Raw genomic sequence first — 26696 nt, forward strand, 5'->3', positions numbered from 1 at the left:
TAAAATACTCAATATGCAATTCAAATTAAAACTCATAGCGGCAATAGGGGCATTAACGCTCATGCAGGGATGCAGTGAAGACTTCCTGGACCGTCCGCCGCTGGACGCGCTTACTTCCGGTAATTTCTATAAAACAGACGAAGAGATCCTGGCCGGCACTGCGCCGCTGTATAACATCGTTTGGTTTGATTTCAACGACAAAGCAGCGATGTCATTTCAGGAAGCACGGGCAGGAAACCTGAACTCCAATGACCGTACTGCTTACGTAAAGCACGCAATTCCGTCTACAGACGTGAATACGCTGTTGCCTGGTTATAAGTCTTTTTACAAAATCATCGCCCAAAGCAATAATGCTTACAAAGCGATTAAGGAGGCGACAGGAAGTACCGCTTCCGCTGCTGTAAAAGGGCAGGGATTGGGTGAATGCCGGTTTATGCGCGCAACAGCCTATTACTACCTGGTTACCAACTGGGGCGCTGTGCCGATCGTGTACGACAATGTGGCCCAGATCAATGAGCCGCCGGTTCGGAATAAAGTGGAAGATATATGGAAACTGGTTATCCAGGATTACCGTTTCGCGGCAGCAAACCTGCCTGCGACCACAGTACAAGGCCGTTTGACAAAATACTCGGCCGAAGGAATGCTGGCGCGGATGTACCTGATGCGTGCGGGTTTGAACCAGAATGGTACACGTAACCAATCTGACCTGGATAGCGCGAGATACTATGCAGAAAGTGTGATTACCAAAAGCGGACTTTCGCTTGCACCAACTTATGCTGAGCTTTTCGAAAGTGCAAACCACAATGCGACCAAGAACAATCCGGAAAGTCTGTTCTCTCTGCAATGGATGCCGATCAGCAATCCCTGGGGTATCAATAACTCTTTCCAGGCTTACTTCGCTTACGATGCCAATATTACCGGAACAGGTGACGGCTGGGGGGCAGCGCAGGGCGTTTCTGCGGATCTTGTAAAATATTTTACCGAAAACCCTGCGGATTCTTTGCGCAGAAAGGCGATCGGTATGTTTGACGGCGATGTTTATCCGAATATCAACAAAGCCAATGGTGGTCTGAGATATGTAAGACCGGCTGCATTGGCGGCAGTCAAGAAGTATATCGTAGGTTCGCCTGCGGATAATGGCGGACTGGGCGGATTTATGTCAGCCAACATCAATTCCTACATGCTGCGCCTCGCCGAAGTTTACCTGATCTACGCAGACGCCGTATTGGGCAACAATGCAACTACTGCCGATCCGAAAGCGCTCGAATATTTCAATGCAGTGAGGAGAAGAGCGGGCATGCCGCTGAAAACCTCCCTTACTTTTGAGGATATATTCAAAGAAAGAAGGATCGAGACTGTGTTTGAAGGTAACTCCTGGAACGAGATCGTGCGGTGGTACTACTTCAATCCTGCCAAAGCGATAGCTTACACAGCGTCGCAGCACAAGGAAAACTACACCATGAGCTATGTAGCGGGCTCTACCAATCCGCGGAAGTACACGGTAACCTATTCGCCAGCCGAGTATTATCCATTGTCGGACGCGACGTTGTACCTCCCGTTCCCGGAAGCTGAGATCATCAATGCGCCTTCCCTGAAAAACGAGCCGGTCGCTTTTGATTTTAGCAAATTGAAAGACTAACCTCTAATCTAATTAAGATATGAAATTCAAGGATTTATATAGAACAGGTCTGACAATATTGGCGGCCGCAGTGATGCTGGTTTCCTTTCAGAGCTGTAACAATGATGATATCGACGGCGCGCCTGTGATCAGTAACGTGCGTCTGCTGGACCCCACGAAGGCTGATAGCTCGCTGACAGCGGCGGAGCCTGGCAGCTTGATCGTGATCCAGGGTCAGAACCTGGGCAGTGTGTTGAAGGTGTACTTCAATGATTTTGAAGCTACATTCAACTCTGCCCTGGGCAGCAACTCTAATATCGTGATCGCGATACCTGCCAATGCACCTACCAAAGCGGTAGACGCTGGTGTTTCGAGCAAGATCAGGGTAGTTACCAATGGCGGAGAGGCTACTTACGATTTTGTACTCACTGCGCCGAGTCCTGTTATCACCGGCCTGTATTCAGAATTTATCAAGCCGGGCAACAATATCGTGATCAATGGCGACTACTTCTACAATGTCAAATCTGTGAAGGTAGGAGAGACCAGTCTGCAGATCGTGAGCAGCTCAGTTACGTCGATCACTGCCAAAATGCCCGCTACTGCGGCTGTTGGTGCAGTAACCGTCGAAGGAGAATTTGGCACAGCGAAAACAAACTTCAAGGTCAACGACAATGAAGGTAATATGATCAACTTCGACGTACCTGCGACGAGCTGGGGATCGGAAGTTTGCTGGGGCGCAGCGCCTATCATGCCTGCCAACGATCCTGGCGCTATTTCAGGCAAATATTCCCGCATTAAGTCTACCAAGCTGCCCGCTACCGGCTACAACGACGCCTGGGTATTCTCGACCTGTTCATTTGATTTCAAACTGGCTCCGGGAGCCGCTGCTGACAGACAGTTCAAATTCGAGCACAACATCGCAGAGCCCTGGAAAGCTGGTAAGTACGACATTACGATCACGGCAGATAAAAGCGAGTACAACTACTCATTTCAGCCTTGGAACTCAACAGAGTACGCCGCTACCGGCTACCAGACAAATGGTTGGAGAACTGCAGTAATAGAATTGTCCGAGTTTAAAAATGCAGCAGGTAACACCATTACTGACGTTTCCAAAATCACGGACCTGAAAGTACTGTTCAACACACCGGACGTCGTAATCGCATCTTTCAATGGCAGTGTGGATAATTTCCGGATCGTGAAGAAGTAACACTTCGACCGCCCGGCGGCCCGGTGCGCTCTACCGTTCGACTGCGCTCAGGGTGACAAGGCTAAGTTTGTCACCCTGAGCGCAGTCGAAGGGAGGGGGGCGCGGTCGAAGGGCAAATGCGATAACTACCTATCAATGCAAAAAACACTCGCATTCCTGCTCCTATATCTGCTTCCGCAGTACTTACCTGCGCAGATCGCGATTGACATCGATGCTGCTGCGGAGGTGAGGGAGGTCTCGCCTTACCTCTATGGACGGAACAATTCTTTCTCTTCCACGGACCCCAACTGGACTTTGCCTGGGGAAGAATTGATCCGCTTGCGTGATGGCGGCGTGCGGTTTTTTCGGGAGAGCGGCGGGAATAATTCCAGTAAGTACAACTGGCGCAAAAAACTCAGCAGCCACCCCGATTGGTACAACAATGTATATACCAACAATTGGGACCAGGTTGCCAAATCACTGCAAATGCATTTTCCGGCAGCGCAGGGGATGTGGGCTTTCCCGCTTTTGGGTCATGCGGCCAAAACCAATGAAGCCAACTTTGCCGATTGGGATTACAATCAGTCCAAATGGTGGGAGGGCGTTAATCAGAATCTTGCCGGCAATGGGATCCCCAATGCAGCTGGCGTGAAAGCCAAAAAGGAAGGCGACATTAACCTGTACCTTGAAAAGTGGGAAGCCGATTCGTCTGTGGCAATACTGGATCATTGGTTTGGAAATGGTGGCCTGGGTTTGGACCGGGATCAGATCCGCTACTGGAATATGGACAATGAGCCGGAGATCTGGTCGGGAACGCACGATGACGTCATGCGCCAGCAAATTTCGCCGCAGGCTTTTATGCAACGATACATCGAACTCGCCAAAAAAGCCCGCGCTAAATTCCCCGCCATTAAGCTTGTAGGTCCGGTCACTGCCAATGAATGGCAATGGTACAATTGGGACGGAAAGCCGGTTAGCGAGAATGGGAAGATTTACCCGTGGCTGGAATATTTTATCAAAACAATTGCTGAGGAACAGCAGAAAAGCGGAGTCAGGTTACTGGATGTGCTGGATATTCACTTTTATCCCGCTACAAAAAATACAGCCGAGGTTACTCAATTGCATCGCGTGTTTTTTGATAGAAATTACATTTTCCCCGAAGCGAATGGTGTCAAAACCATCTTTGGAGGTTACGACAACAGCATTAACAAAGAGTACATATTTGCGCGCTGCAACGATTGGCTCGACCAGTATCTGGGAGCGGGACACGGAGTGACACTCGGACTGACCGAAGCAGGAATTGACCAGAGTATATCAGCGCCCGTTACCGCGGTTTGGTATGCTTCAACAATTGGGGAGTTCATGAAAAACGGCGTGGAGATCTTTACGCCCTGGACCTGGAAGCCGGGTATGTGGGAAACGCTGCATTTGCTCAGCCGCTACAATCAGACGCGTTCGGTAAAAGGTACTTCTGCCAATGAAACGCTGGTATCTGCTTACCCGAGCATCAATGCTGCCGAAGATTCGCTTACCGTTATTCTGGTAAACCGGTCGCCGGAGCAAAGCCAGTCTGTGCGGATCAATGTAGCTAATTTCATTCCAGGTCAGGGGAATGCGCCGGTGTATACGCTTTCACAGTTGCCCGCTGCGGAAACTTTCCGGTCACATACACAAAATGCATTGAAAAAGTCCGAAATGGCCGTAACAGGAACCATGTTGAATGCGACTCTGCCTGCCATGTCAGTGACTGCCGTGGTGCTGCGCAGCGATGGACAAATTTTGGGTAACGGCCAGGTTAATGCATCTGAAATCAAAGTTTTCCCAAATCCTGCCTGGGAGCGCGCGACGGTTCAATGGACAGAAAAGGAATTCTCAAAACTTGAAATATTTAACCTGAATGGTACACAGGTTTTTAAACAAAACCTGCAAAAAACACAGCGGGAAGCTTCCATTAATCCCCGGCTCACTGCGGGAACATACCTGATCAAATTAACGGGTACAAATGGACAATCTGCTGTAAAACAAATTATAGTCCCTTGACAGAGGGCACCTAACTACTTTTATCGAAATGCATTTAACTTCTTTTTCGGGAAAATGGCGTGCTCTGCTGTTTTCTTTGGTACTGTGTCCAATGGGATTCAAAGTATTGGCGCAGCATTCCAAACTCGTCAACGAACCTGTTGATGTCAGCGGCGATTTTCGTGATTTTTCCAACACCATATTCTTTGCAGACAGTCTGGCCGCGTTTGATCCGCAAACAGGCGCGGGACAGATCAGGTGGAAGCGGCACGAAGCATTCTCCGCCCACAATTTTGACAACTCCATGCTGAGCTACAAGCGCGCTTACAGCAACGAGTTTCCTGCAACAGAATACGCACAGGACCCGGTGCTGCCGTTTTTCATTGAATTTACCTCACCGCGCACCATTCGAATCCGTGCCAAAACGAGTACACAGAAGCAGGTTTCAGAACCGTCGCTCATGCTCTTGGGCGAACCTGCGCAGGATAAGTCGTGGAAGTACAGCAAGATCAGCGGCGGGCATCAGTATACAGGCGCGCACGGTTCTGTGACGATTTATGAAAATCCATGGAAAGTGCTTGTTCAAGATGTAAATGGTAAGGTACTAACCCAGACCCGCAGTGCTGCTGACGGCAGGGCTTCATTTACACCTACATTGCCCTTTTCCTTTGTACGCCGCGCATCCGATTACTCACGCAGTGTAGCCGCCGTTTTCTCGATTTCTCCCGATGAAAAAATATATGGCTGTGGCGAGTCTTTTACCAAGCTGGACAAAAACGGCCAGAAGCTGGTGCTGTGGACCCACGACCCGAATGGGGTAGAGACGCAGACCATGTACAAGCCCATCCCTTTTTACATGAGCTCGCGCGGTTATGGAATGTTCATGCACACCAGCTCACCTATTACCTGCGATTTCGGAGCCACTTATGGTGAATCGAATGCCATGCAGATCGGAGATGAAAACCTGGACCTGTTTGTGTTCCTGGGCGAGCCGAAGGAAGTACTGGACGCGTACACGGACCTGACCGGAAAAGCGCCAATGCCGCCTTTGTGGTCGTTTGGATTGTGGATGAGCCGCATTACCTACTTTTCCGAAGCGGACGGGAGAAATGTAGCAGCGAAGCTGCGCCAGAACCGGATTCCGTCGGATGTAATCCATTTTGACACCGGCTGGTTTGAAACAGACTGGCGCTGCGACTACCGGTTTGCGCCAAAACGGTTCCAGGATCCTGCATTGATGATCACGGATCTGAAAAAGCAGGGTTTCCACACTTCACTCTGGCAGCTGCCCTATTTTGTTCCACAAAATGTGCTTTATCCCGAGATTGTTGAAAAAGGTCTTGCAGTAAAAAATGCGAACGGTACCATTCCCTACGAAGACGCGGTGCTTGATTTTTCCAATCCCAATACCATTCAATGGTATGAAGATAAAATCTCGGGCTTGCTGAAACTGGGTGTATCGGCAATTAAGGTGGATTTTGGCGAGGCAGCGCCGTTTTCGGGCGTTTATGCATCGGGGCGCACGGGGTTTTATGAGCATAACCTATATCCGTTGCGTTACAACAAGATCGTTTCTGATCTGACCCGCAAGCTGAATGGAGAAAACATCATTTGGGCGAGAAGTACATGGGCGGGCAGTCAGCGGTATCCCATTCACTGGGGCGGCGATGCCGAAACGACCAACAAAGGCATGGAGGCGCAGCTGCGGGGCGGATTATCTCTCGGCTTGTCGGGCTTTACTTTCTGGAGTCACGATATTGGCGGTTTTACAATGAAAACACCGGAGGACCTGTACCGCCGCTGGCTTCCGATGGGCTTGCTGAGCTCACACACGCGCACGCACGGGCAGGCCCCCAAAGAGCCGTGGGAGTATGGTACCGAATTCCAGGACTATTTCAGAAAAGCGGTGGAGCTTAAATACAAGCTGATGCCCTACATCTACACGCAGTCCAAGCTGGCTTCCGAAAAAGGACTGCCGATGATGCGTGCATTGCTGGTGGAGTTTCCTAATGATCCCGGCGCGTGGCTTGTAGATAACCAGTATATGCTCGGCTCGGATCTGCTGGTTGCGCCGTTTTTTGAGCATGGGAAAACGCGGCAGGTTTATTTGCCCAAAGGTACTTGGGTAGATTATCAGACCAAAAAAGTATATGCGGGCGGCTGGCACGAGATCGCGGCTGGCGAACTGGAAGTGATCCTGCTCGTCCGGGAAGGAGCAGTGCTGCCGCAGGTAAAGGTAGCGCAGTCCACGGGCGAGATCGACTGGAACAACATTGAGCTCCTGAGTTTTGCAAATACACCGCAAAAAGCAGAAGTAAAGCTGTTTTTGCCCGGACAGGATGCCGTAAAAAGCATCGAGGTGACAAGAAAAGGTAATAAATCTGTGGTTAGCAAAGATCCTTTTGCAGGTAAAATCAAATGGGTTTTGCGTTAAAATGCTCGGCAGCGGAAAGTAATTTTTCCATCCGGTAATTGCTTATCTCGATGCCCCTGACCAGGTTTAAATTTGTTTTAATAATCGTAAATCTCTGCTTTTCAAAGAATGGACGCGCAGTCAGGCTCACATCCGATGTAAGTCTGGCTGCGCCATTTTTCAGCGCCTCGGCTTCAAGCAAATTGTAGATTGCGCCTGCAACACCTTTCCGCAGGTGTAAATTGCTGGTATACATAAAGTCAATGTAGCTGCTGTCCAGCAGGGAGCCAAACCCCGCGATATCCCTCCCGATCTCTGCCACCAGAAAATACTGGTTTTCTATTGCGTCAATCCACCGCTGCTCATTGCGGATTCCCTGTTGCCAGGCTGTTCGCTGGGCTTCATCGTAGTCTTGCTTACAGGTATGCTCAATGGTTTGACAGTAAAGCTGCTGCAAAGCAGCCATATCACGCCTTCCGACCGGCCGGATTTTAATTTGATCTTGTGCAGTTTGAAACGCCATTCTTTTTCAATTTTCTCGCGAAAATAGCCAGCAGGCGTAATTACCGGAAGCAACTGCCGCCATTCTGACTAAATGGTAACACGGCGCGGCAAATAGATTTTCCGACTTCTGGACTTATGTAGTGGTTTAAAGTTGAACAAATAGATTACTTCGTCATGTCATTTCAGGGATATTTAAAAACGATCAAAGCAAAGACAGGAAAAGGCCCGGCGGACTTCCGGCAGCTGGCTCAGGAAAAGGGTTTTACAAGCGACGGTGTATTAAAAAGCGAAGTCAAAGCCGGTGAAATAACCAAGTGGCTCGCCGAAGATTTCTCCCTCGGGCAGGGACACGCAATGGCGATCTATGCGTTGCTGAAAGGCATTAAGAATGAAGATAGTGAATAGGTGAGAGGTATCTCAACCCGTAAAGAGTTAGCGGTTTATAGAAACGGGTTCGCCGTTTTGGAATAACAGCTCATCTTCAACGATAAATCAAATGGAGGCAAATGTCTGTAAATCAACAATGCGGCTCCTGATCGCCACGGTTCTCTTCATTTTGTTGGTGCCCTGCCCTGGGTATTCGCAGCACGAGGCAGATCATTGGTTTTTCGGCAGGGGTGTTGGTCTTTCATTTGCAACGGGCAAGCCAATGCCGGTTTATGGTAGCCCTATCAAGCATGTCGAAGGTACTGCGGTTGCGTCGGATTCAAAGTCGGGGAAGCTTTTGTTTTATACAGATGGAAGAACTGTCTGGAATGCGGCTCATGAGTTAATGAGCAATGGCGAGGGACTTGCTGGTAGTTTTACGTCAGCACAATCGGCACTTGTGCTGCCTTATCCTTCCAAGCCCGGGCTTTTTTATCTCTTTACCACCAGGTCTTACGCCGACAATAAGGGTGGTTTAGCCTACTCAATTGTCGACATGCACCAGTCTGAAAGAATGGGCGCCGTTGCAGCCGACAGGAAGAACATCCCACTCGAAAAATTTGGTTCCGAAAAGCTCACGGCTGTTCAGCATGCTAATAAGAGGGATTTTTGGCTGATTTCACATAAGTGGGATAGCGACATTTTCCTGGTTTATCTGGTTTCTCCTTCCGGGATCTCGCCCGCTAAAGAAAATCAAATTGGTACAGTCCACAAGAAAGCAGGCCCTGACTCCGACCATTACATTGGTGAGGAGCTGGGTAGCCTGAAAGCTTCACCGAACGGACGGTTGCTGGCAGCGGCTGTTTTCGGGCAGGAAAGCAGGCCTTTTGAACTGTATGATTTTGACAATCAAACCGGAACAATCTCGAACTTTCGAAGTTTGGGTAATTTTGCAGAACAGTACAGCCTCTCATTTTCACCTGATAATTCTAAATTATACCTGTCGCTCTTCAATGATCACGGCGCTTTTCAGTTTGATTTAAAAAAGCCAAATACTTCTCCATCGCAAATTCTCAGTCCGGACATAAAGAACGATAATCCAACTTACGTGGGCGGCTCCATGCAGCTTGGGCCTGATGGAAAGTTGTACATGGCCTGCATTGACCGTACAGGCTTGCTGGTAATCAATTCTCCCAACAGTAACATTGGTAACATCGATGTAAATGAACTTCATTTGGATTTGAAAGGCGGAAGGATATATCAAGGCTTGCCCAACTTTTTACAGTCAACATTTAATACCTCTCCGGAGCTGCCTTATAGCCCGGAAACTTCCGACTGTGGCCAGGATTTGCTCGTATTTCCTAATCCTTTGATAGGGAACAAGTTCACAGTTCAAATGGACAGCGCAGCCTGGCGACCGGCTTGCAAGCTCCTCCGGTTTAAAGCATATGTGGTTTCCGGTACTGAGCTGCTTTCAACAGATTATCAGATTAACGACAATTTCGAGGTCGACGCCACTTTCTGGCCGGCTGGATTATACATCCTGGTTTTCGAATACCCCCATAAAAGCGTGATCAGAAAGCTGGTGCGATTGTAAGCTGGCGCGATCTTTTTATCCCTCTGTTTCCGTGCCGCAAGGTACTCTCGTGCCTGGTTCCGGCACCTGCCTCTCCCATTGATTCCAAAACTTACACTTCGTCTTCATCCAAACAGCGTTTTTATGAGCAAAAAATTAACCAGCGATTCGCCGGATCTATCCAGATCGGATCTGTCCAGACCGGATCTATCCAGAAGTGAACGGGAGCATGATTCCAGACGTGACTTTCTTAAAAAATCTTCTATTCTAACTGCCATAGCGGTTGCACCATCTGCCGTTGTCAAAGCGGCTGAGTACGGTCTGGGTGGGAAAATCGCGGAGGCATTTGAAACAATGCCCGTCAATATGACCGTGAATGGCGTCAAAAAGCAACTTGCGCTTGAACCGCGGGCAACACTTTTGGATGTGCTCCGGGAGCAGCTGGATCTGACTGGGACCAAAAAAGGCTGTGATTACGGCCAGTGCGGCGCATGTACGGTGCATGTGGACGGTCAGCGGGTACTTTCGTGCCTGAGTCTGGCTGTGATGCTGGAAGGAAAGGAAGTCACTACCATTGAGGGACTGGCGAAAGGGGAGGAGCTGCATCCTATGCAACAGGCATTTATCAAGCACGATGGGTTTCAATGCGGGTATTGTACGCCCGGGCAGATCATGTCTGCCATCGGGTGCATCAAAGAGGGGCACGCTGAAAATGACGATGATATCAGGGAATATATGAGTGGAAATATCTGCCGGTGCGGGGCTTATCCCAACATTGTCAATGCAATTAAGGAAGTGAAAAACGGAGGGCTGAAATCATGATACAATTCCAATACGAACGCGTTACAACCTCCAAGGCGGCAGTGAGCGCATTGTCAAACAGTGCGAATGCAAAATTCATTGCAGGCGGTACAAACCTGGTGGACCTGATGAAGCGGAATGTCATGTCGCCCAGAAAGCTGATCGACATCAACGGTGTTCCCCTGAAACAGATCGAGCAAAAGAACGGGAAAGTTACCATTGGCGCTTTGGCGCTCAACGGGCAGGTCGCCGATAACAAGCTGATCCTGGAAAAGCACCCGCTGCTGTCGCAGGCATTAAATGCAGGTGCTTCCGCGCAGATCAGGAATATGGCAACTGTGGGCGGGAATATGATGCAGCGCACACGTTGTCACTATTTTTATGATACCGCGCTTCCATGCAACAAGCGCGAGCCGGGCAGCGGCTGCGGAGCTTTGCAGGGTTTCAACCGGATGCATGCCGTTTTTGGCGCCAGTGAACATTGCATTGCAGTTCACCCGAGCGACATGAGCGTGGCGCTGGTGGCACTGGATGCAACTGTGCTGGTGAGCGGGCCGAAAGGCGAAAGGCGCATTCCGTTTGCAGAATTTCACCGTCTACCGGGCGATCATCCCGAAAAAGATACCAATCTGCAACCCGGCGAGCTGATCACCGCCATTGAAATCCCCGATAATGTTTTCAACAAAAACGCGCATTATTACAAAGTGCGGGACAGGGCTTCCTATGCATTTGCATTAGTATCCGTGGCAGCTGCCCTTGATGTAAATGGAGGTACAATCAGGGAAGCCAGGCTGGCAATGGGCGGAGTAGCGCACAAGCCCTGGCGGTTGACGGAGGCAGAAAAATCGCTGGCCGGGAAACCGCTCAACGAGGAGAGTTTCCGGCAGGCAGCAACGATAGCAATGCAGGGCGCGAAAGCATACAAATACAATGCTTTTAAGCTCAAATTGGGTGAAAACGTGATTGTGGAAGCATTAAAACAAGCTGCTCAGAAGGCGTAAGCGGTTCCTAAAACAAAGAACATGATGGAAGAATCATTTTTCGATAAGAAAGACTATAAACCGCTGGACAGGGTAGACGGTCGCCTGAAAGTGACAGGCGCGGCCAGATACTCCGCCGAATACAACCTGCCCAACCTCGCCCACGCTGTACTGGTAAGCAGCAGCATTGCAAAAGGTTCTATCAAAAGCATCGATTCAAAAGCTGCCGAGCGTGCGCCTGGGGTGATCGCGGTGATCTCTCACGTGAACGCGATTAAGGTTCCGGGCTACCAGTCCAATGACGGGCATCCTTCGGAGCCACCGGTCGGAGGGCAGCCGCTGCGTGTTTTTATTGATAATAAAATACATTCAAACGGACAGCCCGTTGTAGTAGTTGTGGCAAATACTCTGGAAAAAGCCCAGCACGCGGCAACGCTGGTGAAAATCCAATATAATAAAGAGCAGCACAAGACTGATTTTGATTCGAATGTAAAAAGCGCGGTACTGCCGGGGCAGGCGAAGAAAAACCCGAAATCGCCAACAGCCGACTACGACAGAGGGGTTGCAGATGCGTTCCAAACTGCGCCATTCAAAGTAGAGGCAGAGTACGTTTTGCCAACAGAAGTGCATAACCCAATGGAGTTGCAGGCTATCACCGCGCATTGGGAAGCAGATGACAAGCTGACGATCTACGATAAAGTGCAGGGTACAAAGCCTACCCAGGCGAATTTTGCCAAAGAATGGAAGATACCCGAGCAGAACGTGAAGGTAATTGCCACTTTCGTCGGCGGTGCATTCGGGAATGGTTTGCACAACTGGCCCCACGAAACGGCCGCCATTATCGCCGCAAAACAGGTAAAGAGGCCGGTAAAGCTGGTTCTGACACGTGAGCAGATGTTTACGATGGTAGGGTACCGCCCCCGTACCTGGCAGAAGATAGAAATGGGTGCGACAAAGGATGGAAAGCTGGTGGCCATCAATCATCACTCGATTGGTCAGACATCCAGTTACGAGGAGTTTACCGAATCGACATTGCAGCAAACGCGCATGATGTACGCTTCGCCCAATGTGAGCACGCGCTACCGCATTCTGCCGCTCAACGTAGCTACACCTATCTGGATGCGCGGCCCCGGAGAGGCAACGGGCGCTTTCGCACTGGAATCGGCAATGGACGAAATGGCGCATGCGATCGGAATGGACCCGGTTGATTTCAGGCTCAGTAACTATACCGAAACTGATCCCGACAAAAACATGCCGTGGTCAACCAAGTACATGCGGGAATGTTACGAGGAGGGAAAAAAGCGGATTGGCTGGAATAAGAGGAAGATGCAGCCCGGCTCGGTCCGTGATGGGGAGTGGCTGGTAGGCTACGGAATGGGGACAGGTACTTTCGGGGCAAACCGCAACGCGGCTACCGTCAGAGCTGAGCTGGATATGGACGGTAACCTGGTTATGCAATGCGCTATTACAGATATAGGCCCGGGAACCGGCACCGCAATGGTGCAGATCGCCTCCGACAGGACAGGTATCCCTACTGAAAGGATTGTTTTTCAGCTGGGTAGCTCCGAATTCCCGAAAGCCGGCAACCAGGGCGGCTCTTCTACGGTAAACAGCGTAGGGCCGGCTGTGCAGGCTGCTTGTGACGCGCTCAAACAGCAGCTGATCACAATGGCGGCTGCGACTTCAGAGAGTGATTCAGCTTTCAGAAATGCTGCCGCAGGTGACCTGATGCTGGACGATGGGCAGCTGCGCCTTGGAGGGAAATCCGGGAAAAAGGTGACGATCAAGGATCTTTTTAAACAAAATAACATCAGCAAAATAGAGGCAACACAGGAGTCCAAACCTGATGATAACCGGACTAAATATTCGATGTACGCCTTTTCAATGCACTTTGCGGAGGTTCATGTGCATCCGTTTACAGGGCAGGTCAGGGTTAAGAAAATTGTTTGCTGCGCAGATGCAGGTACGATCGTTAGTCCAAAGACTGCTGCCAGTCAGATGATCGGCGGCGCAACAGGCGGGATCGGAATGGCGCTGACGGAGGATGCGGTGATGGACCATCGTTTCGGTCGTTATGTGACCAAAGATTTTGCAGATTACCACGTACCGGTACATGCCGACGTGCCCGATATCGACGTATATTTTGTTAATAAACCCGATCTGCTGGCTGATTCGGTCGGCAGTAAGGGACTTGGGGAAATCGCGATCATCGGTGTCGCGCCTGCCATTGCGAATGCAGTTTTCAATGCAACCGGCAAGCGAATCCGTGAGCTGCCGATTACACCGGACAAATTGATCTGAAAACCAAGAAGAGACGGGCAGCGATACCCGTCTCTTCTTGGTTAATACAAAATGAATGCAGCTTTATTCATCATCACCTTTTACGGGCTCCATCATTTTGTGCATGGTAACCGCAACAGCTGTGTCAGGCATAATGTGGCTTGACGCCACCATTGCTTTGTTCTTGAAACCTGACACGATTTTGTCATCACCGGCCATAAGCGCCTTGTAGCCATCTTTTGCAACTTCGGCAGGATTAGCCAGTGAACCTTCTTTGACCATCCGTGCATCTTCCTGGTTTGCTTTGCGGAAGAAATCAGTATCGGTAACCCCGGGAAGTAATGCGGTAATGGTCACATTCGTGTCTTTCACCTCGTACCGAACAGCTTCTGTGAAAGAGGTGACAAATGCCTTGGTAGCATGGTAAACTGCCTGCAATGGACCGGGCATTTCACCTCCAATAGAGGATACATTCAGGATCTTCCCTTCGTTACGGGCCACCATTTCTTTCAAAAAGCATTTCGTTAATGCCACGTATGCGCCGATATTCAGCTGGATAATGTCCAGCTCACGGTTGATGTCTGTTTCAATAAATTCCCCGTACTGACCCTGACCTGCATCATTTACTAGTGCATTGACAGTAATTCCCCGGCGTTTAACTTCCTCATAAACCTCAAAAGGCGCATCTCTTCTGAACAGGTCGGCGGTGATCGGAACCACATCCACCCCATATTGCTGGCTTAATTGCGATGCTGCATTTTGCAGTTCATCCTGGTTGCGTGCAACAATTACCAGGTTGAAGTTATCCTGGGCGAACAGTTTGGCTAGTTCGAGCCCGATCCCGCTCGTAGCTCCGGTGATCAGGGCATATGGTTTGTCTGACATAGTTGTTGATGATTAGTAATGACTATTTTGCCCCGCTTTATTAAAACCTTGCCAGGGGTGACATCATACAATAAACAATGTACGTTGCGTTAGTAAGTGACTGCTACCAACTTCTGAAAAATGAAGATCATATTGCTGCTGCTCTTAATTAGTACAACTGTACTCGCGCAAGAGCGTGCTCAGATCGATGTCCGATCCGTGACACTCCATAGTCCGGCGAGGCAATCGGCCGGCGTGCTGCTGGGCGCGAGTATGAGTGATTGTACAGAAGCTGTGGGCCCGCCCAACCGCATTTCCGACTATTACTCAGAAATTGAGGAGGATACCATGAAGGTTTTTCATTACGGAGAAAACCAGTTGTACTTCCTCCACGATAAGCTGGAAAGCTGGTCGGCTCTTCTCGATTTCAGTTATGGATTGAGGCAATGATCTGGTCAATGTTATCAAACCTGCGGGATCTCTTCGAGTACCTTGCTGGAAACAGGCACAGGTTCGCTCGCGCGGCGCCTTTTCAGATAGCGCACGTGCATGATACCGATAAGCAATGCAAGAATCCCCTGTACAAATACCGTAGCCTGCACACCGATATGCTGAGAAATGTAGCTTACCAGCAAGCTCCCGATCGGCATTCCGCCCGAGTAGGCCATCACGAAAATGCTGATAACCCGTCCCCGCATGGTCGGCGCAACCAGTGTCTGTATGAGCGTGTTGCTGATCGTCGTTTGCGACATCATTCCGAATGCGCCGATTGCGACAAAGGCGAGCGCCAATGGATAAAGGGTAGTGTAAGAAAATAACATAAGTCCCGCAGCAAAAACAAATGTGTTGATCGCCAGTATCCTGCTGAGGTTGGTTCCCGGTTTCAGGGTAGCGAGAAAAATGGCGCCGATCAATGCGCCGCATCCTATCGCACTGTCCAGCAGACCGAATGTGGATGCTGTTCCCCGGAAAATATCTTTGGCATAAATCGGCATCAGACTGGTAAATGGCAGCAGCAGCAAGCTTACCAGCGCCAGCATCGTGATAATGTAACGGATTTCGGGTGTTTGCCGGATGTAAGTTAACCCTTCTGCAAGTTCGCCGAGAATGTTTTTGGTGTGCTTGACTGCCTCAAACCTGGGCAGTTTGATCAGCAGCAACGAGCTGATTACCGCAATAAAACTCGTGGTATTGGCCGCAAAGCAAGCCACTTCCCCAAAACGCTCGATAGCAATACCTGCAATCGCCGGTCCGATGAGTTTCGATAAGTTCACCATCGACGAATTCAGGGCGAGTGCATTAGGCAGGTTCTTCTTGTCATCGACCAGCTCATATACCAGCGACTGCCGCGCCGGCACGTCAAATGCATTGATCAGCCCGAGAAACACGCTCAGGGAGATGATCTCCCAAACAGCGTAATTGTCAAAGAAGACGACCAGCGTCAGCGCAAGTGCCTGGACCATTGACAGAATCTGCGTGATTAGCAGCACCTTGTACCTGTTGTAACGGTCTGAAACCACTCCGCCCAGCGGGGTAAGTATTGCGGATGGAAAAAGCGTCGCGAAAATGCTGACGCCCAGCATGAACTTGGAATGTGTCAGCGAGTATATTACCCAGCTCACTGCGGTTTTCTGCATCCACGTACCTAAAAGAGAAATGGTTTGTCCGACAAAGAACAGCTTGTAATTCCGGCTCTTGAAAGCGCTTAACGCGACTATGTTCATGAAGTTTGCTGATGTATTGACCCTTCCGCTACCCCGGCGCGGACTGCGCCTTAACCAGACAAAATCCGTTCCTACCGAAAGCTTAACATCAATCCCGGTGCACAAAACAGCAGGAATGGAATGGCATGAATATTTAACTTGTGATTATTTCAATTCAATGACCATCAACAAACTTTAAGATACAGCTATGTTCGACGAACTATTTAACATGATCCAGCAAAGCGGCCAGCAGGCTGTTGTCAATAACAACCAGGTTCCCAACGAACACAATGAGGATGTGCTGCGCGAGGCACACACTGCCGTGGTTAATGGACTGGGTAACATGCAGGCTCCTGATCAGGTAAATGGGCTTGTCAATTCGGTACAAAGCGGCTCGGCTCAAAGTAACCCGGCAGTACAGCAGATCTCCAACAACTTCATGGGCAGCATCATGCAGAAGTTCGGCATCGATGCAGGCACTGCATCTTCCATTGCAGCAGCAATCATTCCGATCGTGATCAGTAAAGTGGTTGCAGGGAAAAGTGCGCAGGGCGGCGCCGGCGGATTTGACCTTGGCGGCTTGTTGGGCGGCTTAACCGGCGGGACTTCTTCGGGCAGCACCCAAGCCGGCGGCCTCGGCGGAAAGATCAGCAGCATTGGCAGCAAGTTCGGGCTTGATAAGGACAGGGACGGCGATGTTGATTTAAATGACCTGACTAAAATGTTTAAGTAAATCGGTCAGTTTCAGGAGTCGCCGGGCCCGGTAAGTATCCTTACTTATACTAGGATCTGACTCCTGAAATGCTTTCCCCAATTCCGCAGCTCATTCAGCAGGTCTTTGAGAGACATACCGAGCGGCGTTAATGCGTACTCGACAGCAACCGGCATGCTATCATAAAGCGTGCGGGTAATCAGCTTATTTTCTTCCAGAGCCTTCAATTCCTGTGACAGCATTTTTGGTGAAATATCCGGGATATCCCTGTGTATTTCACCAAACCGTTTGCTCCCGTAAGTCAGAGAAATGACAATCGGAATTCTCCATTTACCCTGAATCACCTCCATGGCGTCTCTGGCTGCTTTCAGCTCATACTGGCAAGTTGGTTCTGTACTTTTCATCTCAATATCTGGTTACAGTTACCTGCCGGTAAGTACTTACCAGCAGGTAACAACTATCTTTTGGTAAGTGAATGTAGATAGATTTGCTTCATTATCTAACAAAACAGTAAGTAAATCATGAAGCAAGCTATTGTCATTTTCGCCATGTTCATTGCTGCCAACAGTTTCGGGCAGAGCCGCAAACCCCGTACCTTTTTGCTGGTACACGGCGCCTGGTCCGGCGGTTGGGATTATGCGGCGGTTGATTCCAGTCTGCGCGCAAAGGGTGATATCGTATATCGCCCTACATTAACCGGCCTGGGAGAGCGGGTCCATTTGTCCAATGCAAACATCAATCTCGCTACTTTCGTCACAGATATCGTCAATGTGATCCGCTACGAAAATCTGCACGACGTCATTCTGGTGGGACACAGCTTTGGCGGGATGGTCATTTCAGGAGTGGCGGAAATTGTGCCCGAGCGGATCAGTCAGCTGATCTACCTGGATGCAATGGTACCCGATGACGGTCAGAGTGCAAAAGACGTGTGCGGGCCGCTTTGGGATTCGATGATGGTGCCTTTTGTAAAAGACAGCCTTGTTCTTTACCCGTTTGGCCAGGCAAGCGCGCAGGTGCCGGGCGATGTTCCGCAGCCGCTTAAAACTTACACCGAACCAGTGCGCATTACCAATCCGCTGGCAGCCAAGATCCCCGCCGCATTTATTGTAATGACAAAAAACGGTAAAAGCAGCGAACTGAATGATCCAATGGGCTTGAATAAGGCGCGTAAAAGAGGATGGAAGATTTTCAAGCTCGAAGGCGGCCATTATGCAATGCGTGAACAGCCCGAAAATTTGGTAAGAAAACTGCATGAAGTAATGGAAAGGGGAAAGTAGGAGCGTTTTACTTCCTGGCACTGGCATAGTTCTAATATCAGCAGTGGTATCACGACGCGGAACAGCCAGTGCCAAAAACAGCAAATGCATCATCAAACCAACCCAAATGGCTTTTCCCCGGACACGGAAGCGCCTCTTTCACCAGAAGCCTTCCAGGTAGAAGTGCAAACCACCGCTTTTTTACAAAATCATCTGTATACCATTGAAGAAAACCCTTTCCGGACTTTCTGGATGGCAGGATTTGAATGCAGTGATCAGCTGAATTCGTCAGGAGACCGGGTTGATCTGCTGGAAGTTACCGGACATCTGGATTTGGTGCGGGAGGATTACAACCGCGTTCGTTCGCTGGGGATCCAAACCGTGCGGGAAGGAATCAGGTGGAGCGTGGTGGAATATCTGCCTTACCATTACAATTTTGACGCTGTCGCAGAGATGATGCTCGCAGCAGATGAAACCGGCATTCAACAGATCTGGGACATTTGTCATTTTGGCTATCCCGCTGATCTGAGCCCATTGCACCCGCATTTTACACCAAGGTTTGTAGCGCTTTGCGAAGCTTTCACTGTTTTTTATACCAACCGATATCCGGACAAACCCTTGTTCGTGACCCCGGTTAATGAGGTAAGCTTTATTTGCTGGCTGGGAGGAGAAGTGGCTGGTACTGTGCCCTATGCTGTCCGGAACGGTTGGGAAGTAAAGTATGCATTGATGCGGGCGTACATTGCAGCCGCGAAAGCAATGAAGCAGCTCAGTACGCTCGTCAGGATTGTAACCACCGAGCCGCTGGCGAATGTGGTACCCGGCATTGATCCGACTGAGATGGAAATCGCCCGGGCGGCCATTGAAAATGAATACCAGTTTCAATCCGTGGATATGCTTTGCGGGAGGATCTGTCCCGAACTCGGCGGTAGTGAAGACCTGGTGGATGTGCTGGGTTTCAATTACTACTATAATAATCAATGGGTAGCCGACGATCATACATACCTCGGTTGGAATGATGCAGTTCCCGACCCCAGGTGGCGCCGGTTGGCCGATCTGCTTGAACCTGTGTACCAGCGCTACAACAAGCCCATACTGCTTTCAGAAACCAGTCACCCCAAAGAAGACAGGCCGATCTGGATTGAGATGATAGCAAACGAATGCGCCGAGCTGATCAGTCGCGGCGTTCCTTTACTGGGTGTTTGCCTGTACCCGATCATCGACCGCCCTGATTGGGATAACCTGGATATCTGGCATCATGCGGGCATCTGGGATACGGATTTTGAGAGTAAGCACAGCCGCATTTTGCACGAGCCGTCGGAACGGGCGCTCCTTGCAGCGCAGCAGATTGTTGCCGAAAGCAGGAAAATAGCGCGGGCATAATAATTGGATTACAGCAGCGTAAGGCGCATTGCGCCCCACTATCTATCTAAAACCAGACTAATACATGAACAATTACACAATGCTGCAATTCTTTGAATGGTACTATCCCGCGGACGGAAGTCTGTGGAACCACTTTGCAGCAGAAGCCGAGCGTCTTAATTCAATGGGTTTTGACGCTGTGTGGCTGCCTCCGGCACACAAAGGAATGGAAGGCGGCAAATCCTCCGGTTATGATTCTTACGATCTATACGATCTCGGCGAATTTGATCAGAAAGGCTCCGTGCGGACCAAATACGGAACAAAAGAAGAGCTGATTGCAGCTATTAAGAGAGCCCAGGAAGTGGGGTTAAACGTATATTCTGACATTGTGCTCAACCACATGGGCGGGGCCGACGAGAAAGAAACAGTGACTGTTCGGGAGGTTACGCCTGAAAACCGGAATGAGTTTGTAAGCGAGCCGAAACAGATTGAAGCTTATACCAGGTTTACCTTTCCGGGCAGGGCTGGCAAATACTCCGATTTTATATGGGATTACCAGTGTTTTTCAGGGGTTGATTATAATGCGACGACGGAGGAAACCGCCATTTACAGCATTCAGAATGAATACGGCCACGGCTGGCAGGATGTGCTGGATCTTGAAAACGGCAATTACGATTACCTGATGCTTTCTGACATTGATTTCAGGAACCCTCACGTACGTGAGGAGTTGAAGCGGTGGGGAGAATGGTATTATGAAACGGTGGGAATGGACGGATTTCGTCTGGATGCGATCAAGCACATGGACCCGCAGTTTTTTGTAGAATGGCTGGACCACCTGCGCGGCAAATATAACCGAGAATTTTATACAGTAGGAGAGTACTGGGCGCCTTACGATCTGCCTTCAATGCATAATTATATCGAGTCAACAGGCGGAAGAATTTCGCTTTTTGATGCGCCACTACAAGCCAATTTTTTCCGGGCTTCCAAAGAAAGGGAGAATTTCGATCTGAGGTCGGTCTTTGAAGATACCCTCATCCAAACGCGCCCTGAACTGGCGGTAACGCTCGTTGAAAACCATGATACCCAGCCTTTGCAGTCGCTGGAACAAACCATCGAGCACTGGTTCCGGCCGCTCGCGTATGCATTGATCCTGCTCAGGGAATCGGGGTATCCGTGCGTGTTTTACACCGATTTATACGGGTCAACGTATAGCGATGAAGGGAATGATGGACAGCAGCACGATATTACCCTCGAAAAACTGGAAGGTCTTGAAACGCTCTTGTATGTGCGCAGAAACATATCGTACGGCCAGCAGACCGACTATTTTGAAGCGCAGGATAGTATCGGCTGGGTTCGCGGCGGCGATGATGCGCATGAAAACTCAGGCTGTGCGGTAGTACTTTCCATTGGCGGCGACACTGCGCGAAATATGGAAATAGGCGAAAAGCACGCAGGAAAGACCTTTGTCGACTATATGGGGCATTTTGATCACGAAATAACAATCCCGGAGAACGGCTGGGCTGAGTTTCCGGTCAAAGGCGGCTCGGTGTCGGTTTGGGCGTTGAAAATGCAGTAGGGAAGTAATGCGTGCCGGCAAGCCAGTGATGTGTTATGGCACGGTATTTAGACCTTCCAGCCACATATTCATTCATCCGCAAAAAGACCGGCAATCTCGCCGGCAGGTTAAAAAACCAAATCACATGAAAATATTACTTTATGCAGACCTGCAAAAACCGCATCAGGAAGCGCTTGTCGAGCAGCTGCCGAAAGACGCAGAAGTTATTCTGAAAGAAAACCTCTCAGATGATCAGCTGAAAGAGGCAATCGGTTCTGCGGATATCCTGATCGGTAATCCGCCGGTGGAACTTCTTGAAAGCGCAACCGATACGCTCAAATTCTGGCAGCTTGAAAATGTTGGTTTTGAACAATATAAAGATCTTGATTTTCAGGGTAAAGTGGCAAATGTGGGCGATATGTCAGCTGCTTCGTGTGCGGAGACCATCGTAGCAGGGATCCTTGGATTTTACAGGGGAGTACATATCATGGTCAAAAACCAGCTTAAAAAGCACTGGGAAAGCGAGGCTGTCGAAAGCAGGCTGTCGCTGCTGGGAGAAAAACAAGTGATCATACTTGGTTCGGGCACGATTGCGCAACATGTAAAGAAGATCCTGGAAGCTTTTGAATGCAAAATTCAGATGACCGCCAAAAGTGATCCGGAAGCAGATATCCACTCGTTTGAGGAATTGTTGGCCGCACTGCCTGAGGCAGATCTGATCGTGAATACATTACCGGGCAACCTGGATAATTATGTATCCGAAGAATTCTTTGGTGCGATCAAAGAAGGCGCGCTTTACGCCAATGTAGGCCGGGGAAATACAACCGACGAAACGGCATTGATCGAAGCACTGGAAAGTGGAAAGCTGCTCGGCGCGGTACTGGACGTGACAGAAGTGGAACCTTTGCCGGAAGATTCGAAATTGTGGGAATTGGAAAATGTGATACTTACCCAGCATACAGGAGCAGCTCACAAAAACCGAGACCGGGATAAGGTCAGGAAGTTTGTGGAAAATGTGAAGCAGTTCCTGGACGGGGGAGAAGTGGAAGATGAGGTGAAGCTTTCTGACGGATATTAAATGCAATTGGAACTTATCAACGGTCAAACCAGCGCTTGAATGCGGGCGCTTTTTCGCGACTGATGTCAAGTTCGGTATTCAGCGGAGATTTCAGGCGCACGGAGAGTTTCTGATTTTCGTGCGGTGAAATACTTTGTACTGCATGCATATTGATGATAAACTGGCGGTTGGCCCGGTAAAATTGCTTCGGGTCGAGCAGTACCTCGATATCGTCGAGCGAGTTGTAATCGAGCAGGTATCTCTCGCCTGCAAAAGTCTGCAGATAGTTGAAGTTATCCCGGTAAAAACATGCAATATCCTTTGTATCAACAGGAACCCATTGATGGCGGACGCTCACAAGGAATTTTTCCTTGAATGCTGATTGCTGCATTTCGGGATTCGCGAGCATCTTAACGAGCTGGTCAAGGTTGAGAGGAAGTACCGGATTTACGCGGGTATTTTCCCTGAACTTGTCCAGCGCTTTTTTTAAGTCGCGTTCCATAACCGGTTTCAGCAGATAATCAATGCTGTTGACCTTAAATGCGCGGATCGCGTATTCGCTGTATGCGGTTGTGAAGATGATCGGACATTTGAGTGCGTAAAAGTCGAAAATATCGAGGCTGATCCCGTCGCTGAGCTGCACGTCCATAAAGATCAGGTCAGGTTCCGCATTTTCCAGGAACCATTTACGCGCGGTTTTCAGGCTTGGTAAAATTGCCGCGATCTCGATATCGTCGGCGAGCAGCGTGATCTTTCGTTCCAGTTGCCGTGCTACCAATGCTTCATCTTCAATAATTACTGCTTTCATTTCTTAAAGTTTCAAAGTTCAAGGTAATGTCTGGTCGGGTTTTACCAGCGGTACGTAAATGTGGAATGCTTGTTCAGTTTCCGTCCATCGCACAGACCGACTGGATAGAAACCGGTACAGCGATTGCAGGTTCTTCAATCCCTGCCGGTTACTGGTTTCAACAAACTTCTTCTTTTGCAAATTATTCTCTACAACCAGGCATTCATCCTCAATCCTGACCGTAATGACCAGCGGCTGCTCGGAGGACATACTGTTGTGCTTGATCGCATTGTCAATGAGGTTTTGAATGGTAACCGGTGCGATGAGCCAGGAGTGGTAAGGTGGGTCAATGTTTATTCTCACATCAAGTCCCTCCTGAAAGCGTGTTTTCTGAATGTGGATGTACTCCTGAGCAAATTCCATTTCCTCCGAAAGTGTTACCAGCTCGTTGTTCTGATTTTTGAGAATGTACCGGTAAGTCCAGCTTAATCCTTCCAGGAAATGGCTGGCTTTCGGCGCGTCTTCCCAGATCAGGCTGTCCAGCGAGGTGAGTGAATTGAACAGAAAGTGCGGGTTCAGTTGTTGTTTGAGGCTTTCGAACATCACCAGTGTTTTCTCCTTTTCGAGCTGATTAGCCCGTTCTTCCAATGCAAACAAGGTTTGCTGTCGCTTTTCGATCATCCGGATGCGCCTTCTGAAAAGATAGTAAGTGACAGCGACAATGGAGATCAATGCAAGCAGGATAAACCAGGGCCGCTTCCAGTAAGGCGCAGCAATGTTAAAGTCTATTTTATCTTTTGTGTAAAACCACTTTTTCCCATCCAAACTGGCAGCTGCCTGAAACGAATACCGGCCCGGCGGCAAAGAAGAAAACCGGACTGCATTGTTTGAACCGTTTGCAATCCATTCACTCTGAAGTCCGAGCAGGCGGTAGCGGTATTTGATTTTCTGCGGATTGAGATAGTAAGCTGCTACAAAGCGGATTTCCAGTGAATTCTGGTCCCAGCCAAGACTTACCGGCGCGACAGGCGCTTTCGTTGTACCCGAATTCGCCGGATTTCGGCGATAACCAGGTGTTTGAAAAACCGAATCATTTTCATTGACCCGCACATTGGTTACAAATACTTTGAGGTCGGTTTGGTTGCGGTTGATTTTTTCAGGATCAAAGAAGTTCAGACCATTATTGCCGCCCCAGTACACGACGCCATGATCTGCCTCATAAATGCTTCCGGAATTGAAGCGCTTGTTCTGTACATTATCCCAGATGTCAAACCATTCCAGGTTCTGGTCTGCTTCGCTGAACCGGTAAAGTTCCTCATCGGCCCCGATCCAGATTTTGCCGGTCTTGTCACGGTAGAGCAGCATAATTTGCGAGTTGCGCAATGCGGGGACAATGGGCTTTCGCACTAAGCCGCGTTTCGTCCGGGTTATTTCAAACAAACCTACGCTGCCTGCCCAGATGGTCGAGTCGTTTTTGGCTAAAAGTGCGGTAACGAGTCGCGATGGGCTGAAAGTGGTGTCGCGGTAAATGGTCCTGAAAGCTCGGTCGAGGTATAGCAAGCCTTTGTAGGTCCCGACCCAGATATTGCCCGACTTTTCAGTCAATGCAGTTTGCAAAATGTAATCAGAGCCTGTAAAATGTAACTCGCGTATGCTGTACGAAGGTTTTTCAATGAGGTAACAAGCAGCGTCGCCCAGCACCAGACTGCCGCTTTCGGTTTTGTGGATTGCGTAAATATGGTCTTTCCCGATTTTTTGTTCCAAAGCTTTCTGCGACGCACTTGATCCGTAAACGGGTTTCCTGAAAAGCAGGGTTTTCGGATCAAGGATCAATGGGCCGCCGGCGGCCGGGCCCGCTATTAAATTAGCTCCGTCAAACTGCAATGCATATACAGCAGGAAACCTGAATGGGTCGCCGGGCTGCTGTCCCGGCATTCGTCTGGTCAGCTTCCCGGTACGCGGGTCGAGCTTTGAAATACCTTCCGCTGTCGCAAGCCAGATATTACCCTGGTCGTCGCCGGTAATTGCGCGAACGTTATTGTTTTCTTCGGTAAAATCTTTCCCGTAGGTTCTCAGCCAGCTGATTGAATGCCGGTGCGGACTGAAAAACAGGATACCCTGCTTGGTGACCATCCACATAAGCCCGTCTGCATCCAGGTGACTGGCGTGGATTTCGCTGGCAGGTAGCTGGTTGCCGTGGAAGTACAGTACGGTACGCCGGAACTTACCCGTCTGCCGGTTATAGAGGAAGCTGCCCTTGCTGGTTGTCACGAGATCAAGCTGCCCGCGCAGCGGCAGCACCGAATTGACCACCAGGAAGTGCTGATCGTCTGGCTCGCCGGGAACATCAATGGCAATGGGACGGATTTTTCCTGTTCGGAAATCCAGCTCGAAAGTCTGCAGGCTTGCATTCGTGGCCCATAAAATATGGTTTGAAACGGGCGTGATCCTGGTTACATCGCGAAATGCGATTTTACGTACAGTCCCCGTCTTGAAGTTGTAGGCATAGAGCACGTTCGTGTTTCCGATAAATAGCTCATTTCCAAAACGCGCAAAGATTTTCCGGTAAAAGGCTTCGCCGGCGAGCCCGGCAACTGAATGCGGCGCAAATGCATTTACTATTGGATTATATTGGTACAAGCCGCGGCCCGAAATGATCCATATCCGGTTGTCGGGCGTGACCTGTAATACATTGAATTTGGTAGCGCTCTCCTGCATTTCAATCTGCTGAAAACCTGCCCGGTCGTTTTTGAAAACGCTGACTGAACTTTGACTGCTAAGCCAGATCTGACCACTTGTATCCATCGCCATATCCAGGTAATCTTCGCCGGCTGCTTCGAAATGTGTGACAGTTTTGCCGTCAAATCGCTGCACGTTTCTCCGTGAAAGCAGCCATAAAAAGCCATTTTTGTCTTTGATCACTTTGTGAATATCGCCCGTGCGGATTCCGCTGCCCTCATTGAGCATCTGTACGTTGAAGTCGGGCAGCTGCGCATTGGAGAGGTCGGCGATCAGTAGCAGAAAAGCGGTTATTAGTCGAAAATGCATGCGGCTACCCGGTTGATGCAGGCTCCCCAGGCCCGCTCGGAATCTGCGGTCCATTGGTTGCCAAAAGCTCTTTTTAATGTCCATAACCAGCAGGTGGCCAATTTTTCAAAAAGGGGCTGGTGCATTTCAGGCAAGTCTTTGATCAGGTTCTGCATCAATATCCTGAGCGATTCCGGCCGGTCTATCCGGCTGAGGATGATGCTGATCGTCTCGGTCAGTGCTACATTCAGGTCGGCTGCGCCAAACTCTTTACTTATCTTTTTCACAGGCCCCTGCAGTTTGGGATAGTCCAGAAACAGTTTTCCAAAAAATACATCTCCCATCATATCCGGCCGGATGTTCCTGAGGCTGAGCCAGTCTTGTTTGATAATCTTTATTTGCTCGATAGTGGGTTGAGCTTTGTTCATTAATCAAGAATATTAAATCCGCTTGAATTTTGCAAAACGGCGGGGTGCTTCCAACGAATTTATTATCAACAGGATAAAACAGGATCCGGAGCGTAGCAAATCCGGCACAAAGCGCATTTTCCGGCTTCAACTTTCATTATCGGAGCATTTTCAACGCTTCCTTAACGGATCACATCATCTCATCTGCGATTTCATGCGCTTC

22 protein-coding genes are annotated in these 26696 nt (G+C 49.6%); 15 read left to right on the forward strand and 7 right to left on the reverse strand.

Features of this window, described 5'->3' with window-relative positions; translation table 11 throughout:
• Positions 1-13: 13 nt before the first annotated feature.
• From Q369_RS0122195 to Q369_RS0122210, 4 genes are all read left to right on the forward strand, one after another.
• On the forward strand, positions 14-1639 hold the full coding sequence (locus Q369_RS0122195) for a RagB/SusD family nutrient uptake outer membrane protein (protein ID WP_031529927.1): 1626 nt from the start codon (positions 14-16) through the stop codon (positions 1637-1639).
• Between the two features lie 19 nt (positions 1640-1658).
• Positions 1659-2825, forward strand: a complete 1167-nt coding sequence (locus Q369_RS0122200; protein ID WP_031529928.1) for a glycan-binding surface protein — start codon at positions 1659-1661, stop codon at positions 2823-2825.
• Positions 2826-2960: 135 nt separating this feature from the next.
• The gene (locus Q369_RS0122205; RefSeq protein ID WP_031529929.1) at positions 2961-4844 is read left to right on the forward strand and encodes a glycoside hydrolase family 44 protein; all 1884 of its coding nucleotides are present in this window, start codon (positions 2961-2963) and stop codon (positions 4842-4844) included.
• 91 nt (positions 4845-4935) lie between these two features.
• Positions 4936-7257 (forward strand): TIM-barrel domain-containing protein, encoded by a 2322-nt coding sequence (locus Q369_RS0122210; protein ID WP_229206922.1) that lies wholly within the window; start codon positions 4936-4938, stop codon positions 7255-7257.
• Here Q369_RS0122210 and Q369_RS0122215 read toward each other — a convergent pair.
• A complete protein-coding gene (locus Q369_RS0122215; protein ID WP_051664225.1) occupies positions 7238-7759 on the reverse strand; it encodes a GNAT family N-acetyltransferase in 522 nt (173 codons plus the stop codon). The genes Q369_RS0122210 and Q369_RS0122215 overlap by 20 nt on opposite strands.
• Before the next feature lie 155 nt (positions 7760-7914).
• Here Q369_RS0122215 and Q369_RS0122220 point away from each other — a divergent pair, with 155 nt between their 5' ends.
• The 5 genes from Q369_RS0122220 to Q369_RS0122240 all read left to right on the forward strand — a co-directional run bounded on the left by Q369_RS0122220 (position 7915) and on the right by Q369_RS0122240 (position 13764).
• Entirely contained in the window at positions 7915-8145 is a 231-nt protein-coding gene (locus tag Q369_RS0122220; RefSeq protein WP_031529932.1) for a DUF4287 domain-containing protein, read from the forward strand.
• Positions 8146-8236: 91 nt separating this feature from the next.
• Positions 8237-9703, forward strand: a complete 1467-nt coding sequence (locus tag Q369_RS0122225; RefSeq protein ID WP_031529933.1) for a hypothetical protein — start codon at positions 8237-8239, stop codon at positions 9701-9703.
• 123 nt (positions 9704-9826) lie between these two features.
• Positions 9827-10504: a (2Fe-2S)-binding protein gene (locus Q369_RS0122230; protein WP_084165821.1), complete on the forward strand. Its 678-nt coding sequence runs from the start codon at positions 9827-9829 to the stop codon at positions 10502-10504.
• Positions 10501-11484: an FAD binding domain-containing protein gene (locus Q369_RS0122235; protein ID WP_031529935.1), complete on the forward strand. Its 984-nt coding sequence runs from the start codon at positions 10501-10503 to the stop codon at positions 11482-11484. The genes Q369_RS0122230 and Q369_RS0122235 overlap by 4 nt, the downstream gene beginning before the upstream one ends.
• A 21-nt stretch (positions 11485-11505) precedes the next feature.
• Positions 11506-13764: a xanthine dehydrogenase family protein molybdopterin-binding subunit gene (locus tag Q369_RS0122240; RefSeq protein WP_031529936.1), complete on the forward strand. Its 2259-nt coding sequence runs from the start codon at positions 11506-11508 to the stop codon at positions 13762-13764.
• 63 nt (positions 13765-13827) lie between these two features.
• Here the strand turns inward: Q369_RS0122240 and Q369_RS0122245 are convergent, their stop codons facing one another.
• Positions 13828-14628, reverse strand: coding sequence for an SDR family NAD(P)-dependent oxidoreductase (locus tag Q369_RS0122245; RefSeq protein ID WP_031529937.1), 801 nt, complete (start codon positions 14626-14628; stop codon positions 13828-13830).
• A 120-nt stretch (positions 14629-14748) separates the two neighbouring features.
• Here Q369_RS0122245 and Q369_RS0122250 point away from each other — a divergent pair, with 120 nt between their 5' ends.
• Entirely contained in the window at positions 14749-15057 is a 309-nt protein-coding gene (locus tag Q369_RS0122250) for a hypothetical protein (protein ID WP_031529938.1), read from the forward strand.
• A gap of 14 nt (positions 15058-15071) precedes the next feature.
• Here Q369_RS0122250 and Q369_RS0122255 read toward each other — a convergent pair whose 3' ends face one another.
• Positions 15072-16331, reverse strand: a complete 1260-nt coding sequence (locus Q369_RS0122255) for an MFS transporter (protein ID WP_031529939.1) — start codon at positions 16329-16331, stop codon at positions 15072-15074.
• Between the two features lie 187 nt (positions 16332-16518).
• Between Q369_RS0122255 and Q369_RS0122265 the strand changes: the two genes are divergently transcribed.
• Positions 16519-17043 carry a hypothetical protein gene (locus Q369_RS0122265; protein WP_031529941.1) on the forward strand — a complete coding sequence of 175 codons (525 nt, stop codon included), beginning with the start codon at positions 16519-16521 and terminating at the stop codon, positions 17041-17043.
• 44 nt (positions 17044-17087) lie between these two features.
• On the opposite strand, the gene Q369_RS0122270 is transcribed toward Q369_RS0122265, so the two are convergent.
• Positions 17088-17426 carry a winged helix-turn-helix transcriptional regulator gene (locus Q369_RS0122270; protein ID WP_031529942.1) on the reverse strand — a complete coding sequence of 113 codons (339 nt, stop codon included), beginning with the start codon at positions 17424-17426 and terminating at the stop codon, positions 17088-17090.
• Between the two features lie 117 nt (positions 17427-17543).
• Here Q369_RS0122270 and Q369_RS0122275 point away from each other — a divergent pair, with 117 nt between their 5' ends.
• The 4 genes from Q369_RS0122275 (at position 17544) to Q369_RS0122290 (ending at position 22273) form a co-directional block, all read left to right on the forward strand.
• Positions 17544-18299 carry an alpha/beta fold hydrolase gene (locus tag Q369_RS0122275; RefSeq protein WP_051664226.1) on the forward strand — a complete coding sequence of 252 codons (756 nt, stop codon included), beginning with the start codon at positions 17544-17546 and terminating at the stop codon, positions 18297-18299.
• A gap of 84 nt (positions 18300-18383) precedes the next feature.
• Positions 18384-19661 carry a glycoside hydrolase family protein gene (locus Q369_RS0122280; RefSeq protein ID WP_310589026.1) on the forward strand — a complete coding sequence of 426 codons (1278 nt, stop codon included), beginning with the start codon at positions 18384-18386 and terminating at the stop codon, positions 19659-19661.
• A 64-nt stretch (positions 19662-19725) separates the two neighbouring features.
• Positions 19726-21216 (forward strand): alpha-amylase, encoded by a 1491-nt coding sequence (locus tag Q369_RS0122285; RefSeq protein ID WP_031529945.1) that lies wholly within the window; start codon positions 19726-19728, stop codon positions 21214-21216.
• Positions 21217-21340: 124 nt separating this feature from the next.
• Positions 21341-22273, forward strand: a complete 933-nt coding sequence (locus Q369_RS0122290) for a D-2-hydroxyacid dehydrogenase (protein ID WP_031529946.1) — start codon at positions 21341-21343, stop codon at positions 22271-22273.
• 16 nt (positions 22274-22289) lie between these two features.
• Here the strand turns inward: Q369_RS0122290 and Q369_RS0122295 are convergent, their stop codons facing one another.
• The 3 genes from Q369_RS0122295 to Q369_RS0122305 are packed head-to-tail and all read right to left on the reverse strand — an operon-like array spanning position 22290 to position 26494.
• Complete coding sequence (locus Q369_RS0122295) at positions 22290-23060, reverse strand: LytR/AlgR family response regulator transcription factor (protein ID WP_031529947.1); 771 nt, start codon at positions 23058-23060, stop codon at positions 22290-22292.
• A gap of 18 nt (positions 23061-23078) precedes the next feature.
• On the reverse strand, positions 23079-26087 hold the full coding sequence (locus tag Q369_RS0122300; protein ID WP_031529948.1) for a sensor histidine kinase: 3009 nt from the start codon (positions 26085-26087) through the stop codon (positions 23079-23081).
• The gene (locus tag Q369_RS0122305; protein ID WP_031529949.1) at positions 26072-26494 is read right to left on the reverse strand and encodes a globin domain-containing protein; all 423 of its coding nucleotides are present in this window, start codon (positions 26492-26494) and stop codon (positions 26072-26074) included. Before Q369_RS0122305 ends, Q369_RS0122300 begins: the two co-directional genes overlap by 16 nt.
• Positions 26495-26696 lie beyond the last annotated feature (202 nt).

This window comes from Dyadobacter crusticola DSM 16708 (genome assembly GCF_000701505.1).
Lineage (GTDB): Bacteria > Bacteroidota > Bacteroidia > Cytophagales > Spirosomataceae > Dyadobacter > Dyadobacter crusticola.

Bases quoted from the DNA above. Each gene is read 5' to 3' on its own strand.
- Q369_RS0122195 (WP_031529927.1), top strand. From the start codon at position 14: ATGCAATTCAAATTAAAACTCATAGCGGCAATAGGGGCATTAACGCTC.
- Q369_RS0122200 (WP_031529928.1), top strand. From the start codon at position 1,659: ATGAAATTCAAGGATTTATATAGAACAGGTCTGACAATATTGGCGGCC.
- Q369_RS0122205 (WP_031529929.1), top strand. From the start codon at position 2,961: ATGCAAAAAACACTCGCATTCCTGCTCCTATATCTGCTTCCGCAGTAC.
- Q369_RS0122210 (WP_229206922.1), top strand. From the start codon at position 4,936: ATGGGATTCAAAGTATTGGCGCAGCATTCCAAACTCGTCAACGAACCT.
- Q369_RS0122215 (WP_051664225.1), bottom strand. From the start codon at position 7,759: ATGGCGTTTCAAACTGCACAAGATCAAATTAAAATCCGGCCGGTCGGA.
- Q369_RS0122220 (WP_031529932.1), top strand. From the start codon at position 7,915: ATGTCATTTCAGGGATATTTAAAAACGATCAAAGCAAAGACAGGAAAA.
- Q369_RS0122225 (WP_031529933.1), top strand. From the start codon at position 8,237: ATGGAGGCAAATGTCTGTAAATCAACAATGCGGCTCCTGATCGCCACG.
- Q369_RS0122230 (WP_084165821.1), top strand. From the start codon at position 9,827: ATGAGCAAAAAATTAACCAGCGATTCGCCGGATCTATCCAGATCGGAT.
- Q369_RS0122235 (WP_031529935.1), top strand. From the start codon at position 10,501: ATGATACAATTCCAATACGAACGCGTTACAACCTCCAAGGCGGCAGTG.
- Q369_RS0122240 (WP_031529936.1), top strand. From the start codon at position 11,506: ATGATGGAAGAATCATTTTTCGATAAGAAAGACTATAAACCGCTGGAC.
- Q369_RS0122245 (WP_031529937.1), bottom strand. From the start codon at position 14,628: ATGTCAGACAAACCATATGCCCTGATCACCGGAGCTACGAGCGGGATC.
- Q369_RS0122250 (WP_031529938.1), top strand. From the start codon at position 14,749: ATGAAGATCATATTGCTGCTGCTCTTAATTAGTACAACTGTACTCGCG.
- Q369_RS0122255 (WP_031529939.1), bottom strand. From the start codon at position 16,331: ATGAACATAGTCGCGTTAAGCGCTTTCAAGAGCCGGAATTACAAGCTG.
- Q369_RS0122265 (WP_031529941.1), top strand. From the start codon at position 16,519: ATGTTCGACGAACTATTTAACATGATCCAGCAAAGCGGCCAGCAGGCT.
- Q369_RS0122270 (WP_031529942.1), bottom strand. From the start codon at position 17,426: ATGAAAAGTACAGAACCAACTTGCCAGTATGAGCTGAAAGCAGCCAGA.
- Q369_RS0122275 (WP_051664226.1), top strand. From the start codon at position 17,544: ATGAAGCAAGCTATTGTCATTTTCGCCATGTTCATTGCTGCCAACAGT.
- Q369_RS0122280 (WP_310589026.1), top strand. From the start codon at position 18,384: ATGCATCATCAAACCAACCCAAATGGCTTTTCCCCGGACACGGAAGCG.
- Q369_RS0122285 (WP_031529945.1), top strand. From the start codon at position 19,726: ATGAACAATTACACAATGCTGCAATTCTTTGAATGGTACTATCCCGCG.
- Q369_RS0122290 (WP_031529946.1), top strand. From the start codon at position 21,341: ATGAAAATATTACTTTATGCAGACCTGCAAAAACCGCATCAGGAAGCG.
- Q369_RS0122295 (WP_031529947.1), bottom strand. From the start codon at position 23,060: ATGAAAGCAGTAATTATTGAAGATGAAGCATTGGTAGCACGGCAACTG.
- Q369_RS0122300 (WP_031529948.1), bottom strand. From the start codon at position 26,087: ATGCATTTTCGACTAATAACCGCTTTTCTGCTACTGATCGCCGACCTC.
- Q369_RS0122305 (WP_031529949.1), bottom strand. From the start codon at position 26,494: ATGAACAAAGCTCAACCCACTATCGAGCAAATAAAGATTATCAAACAA.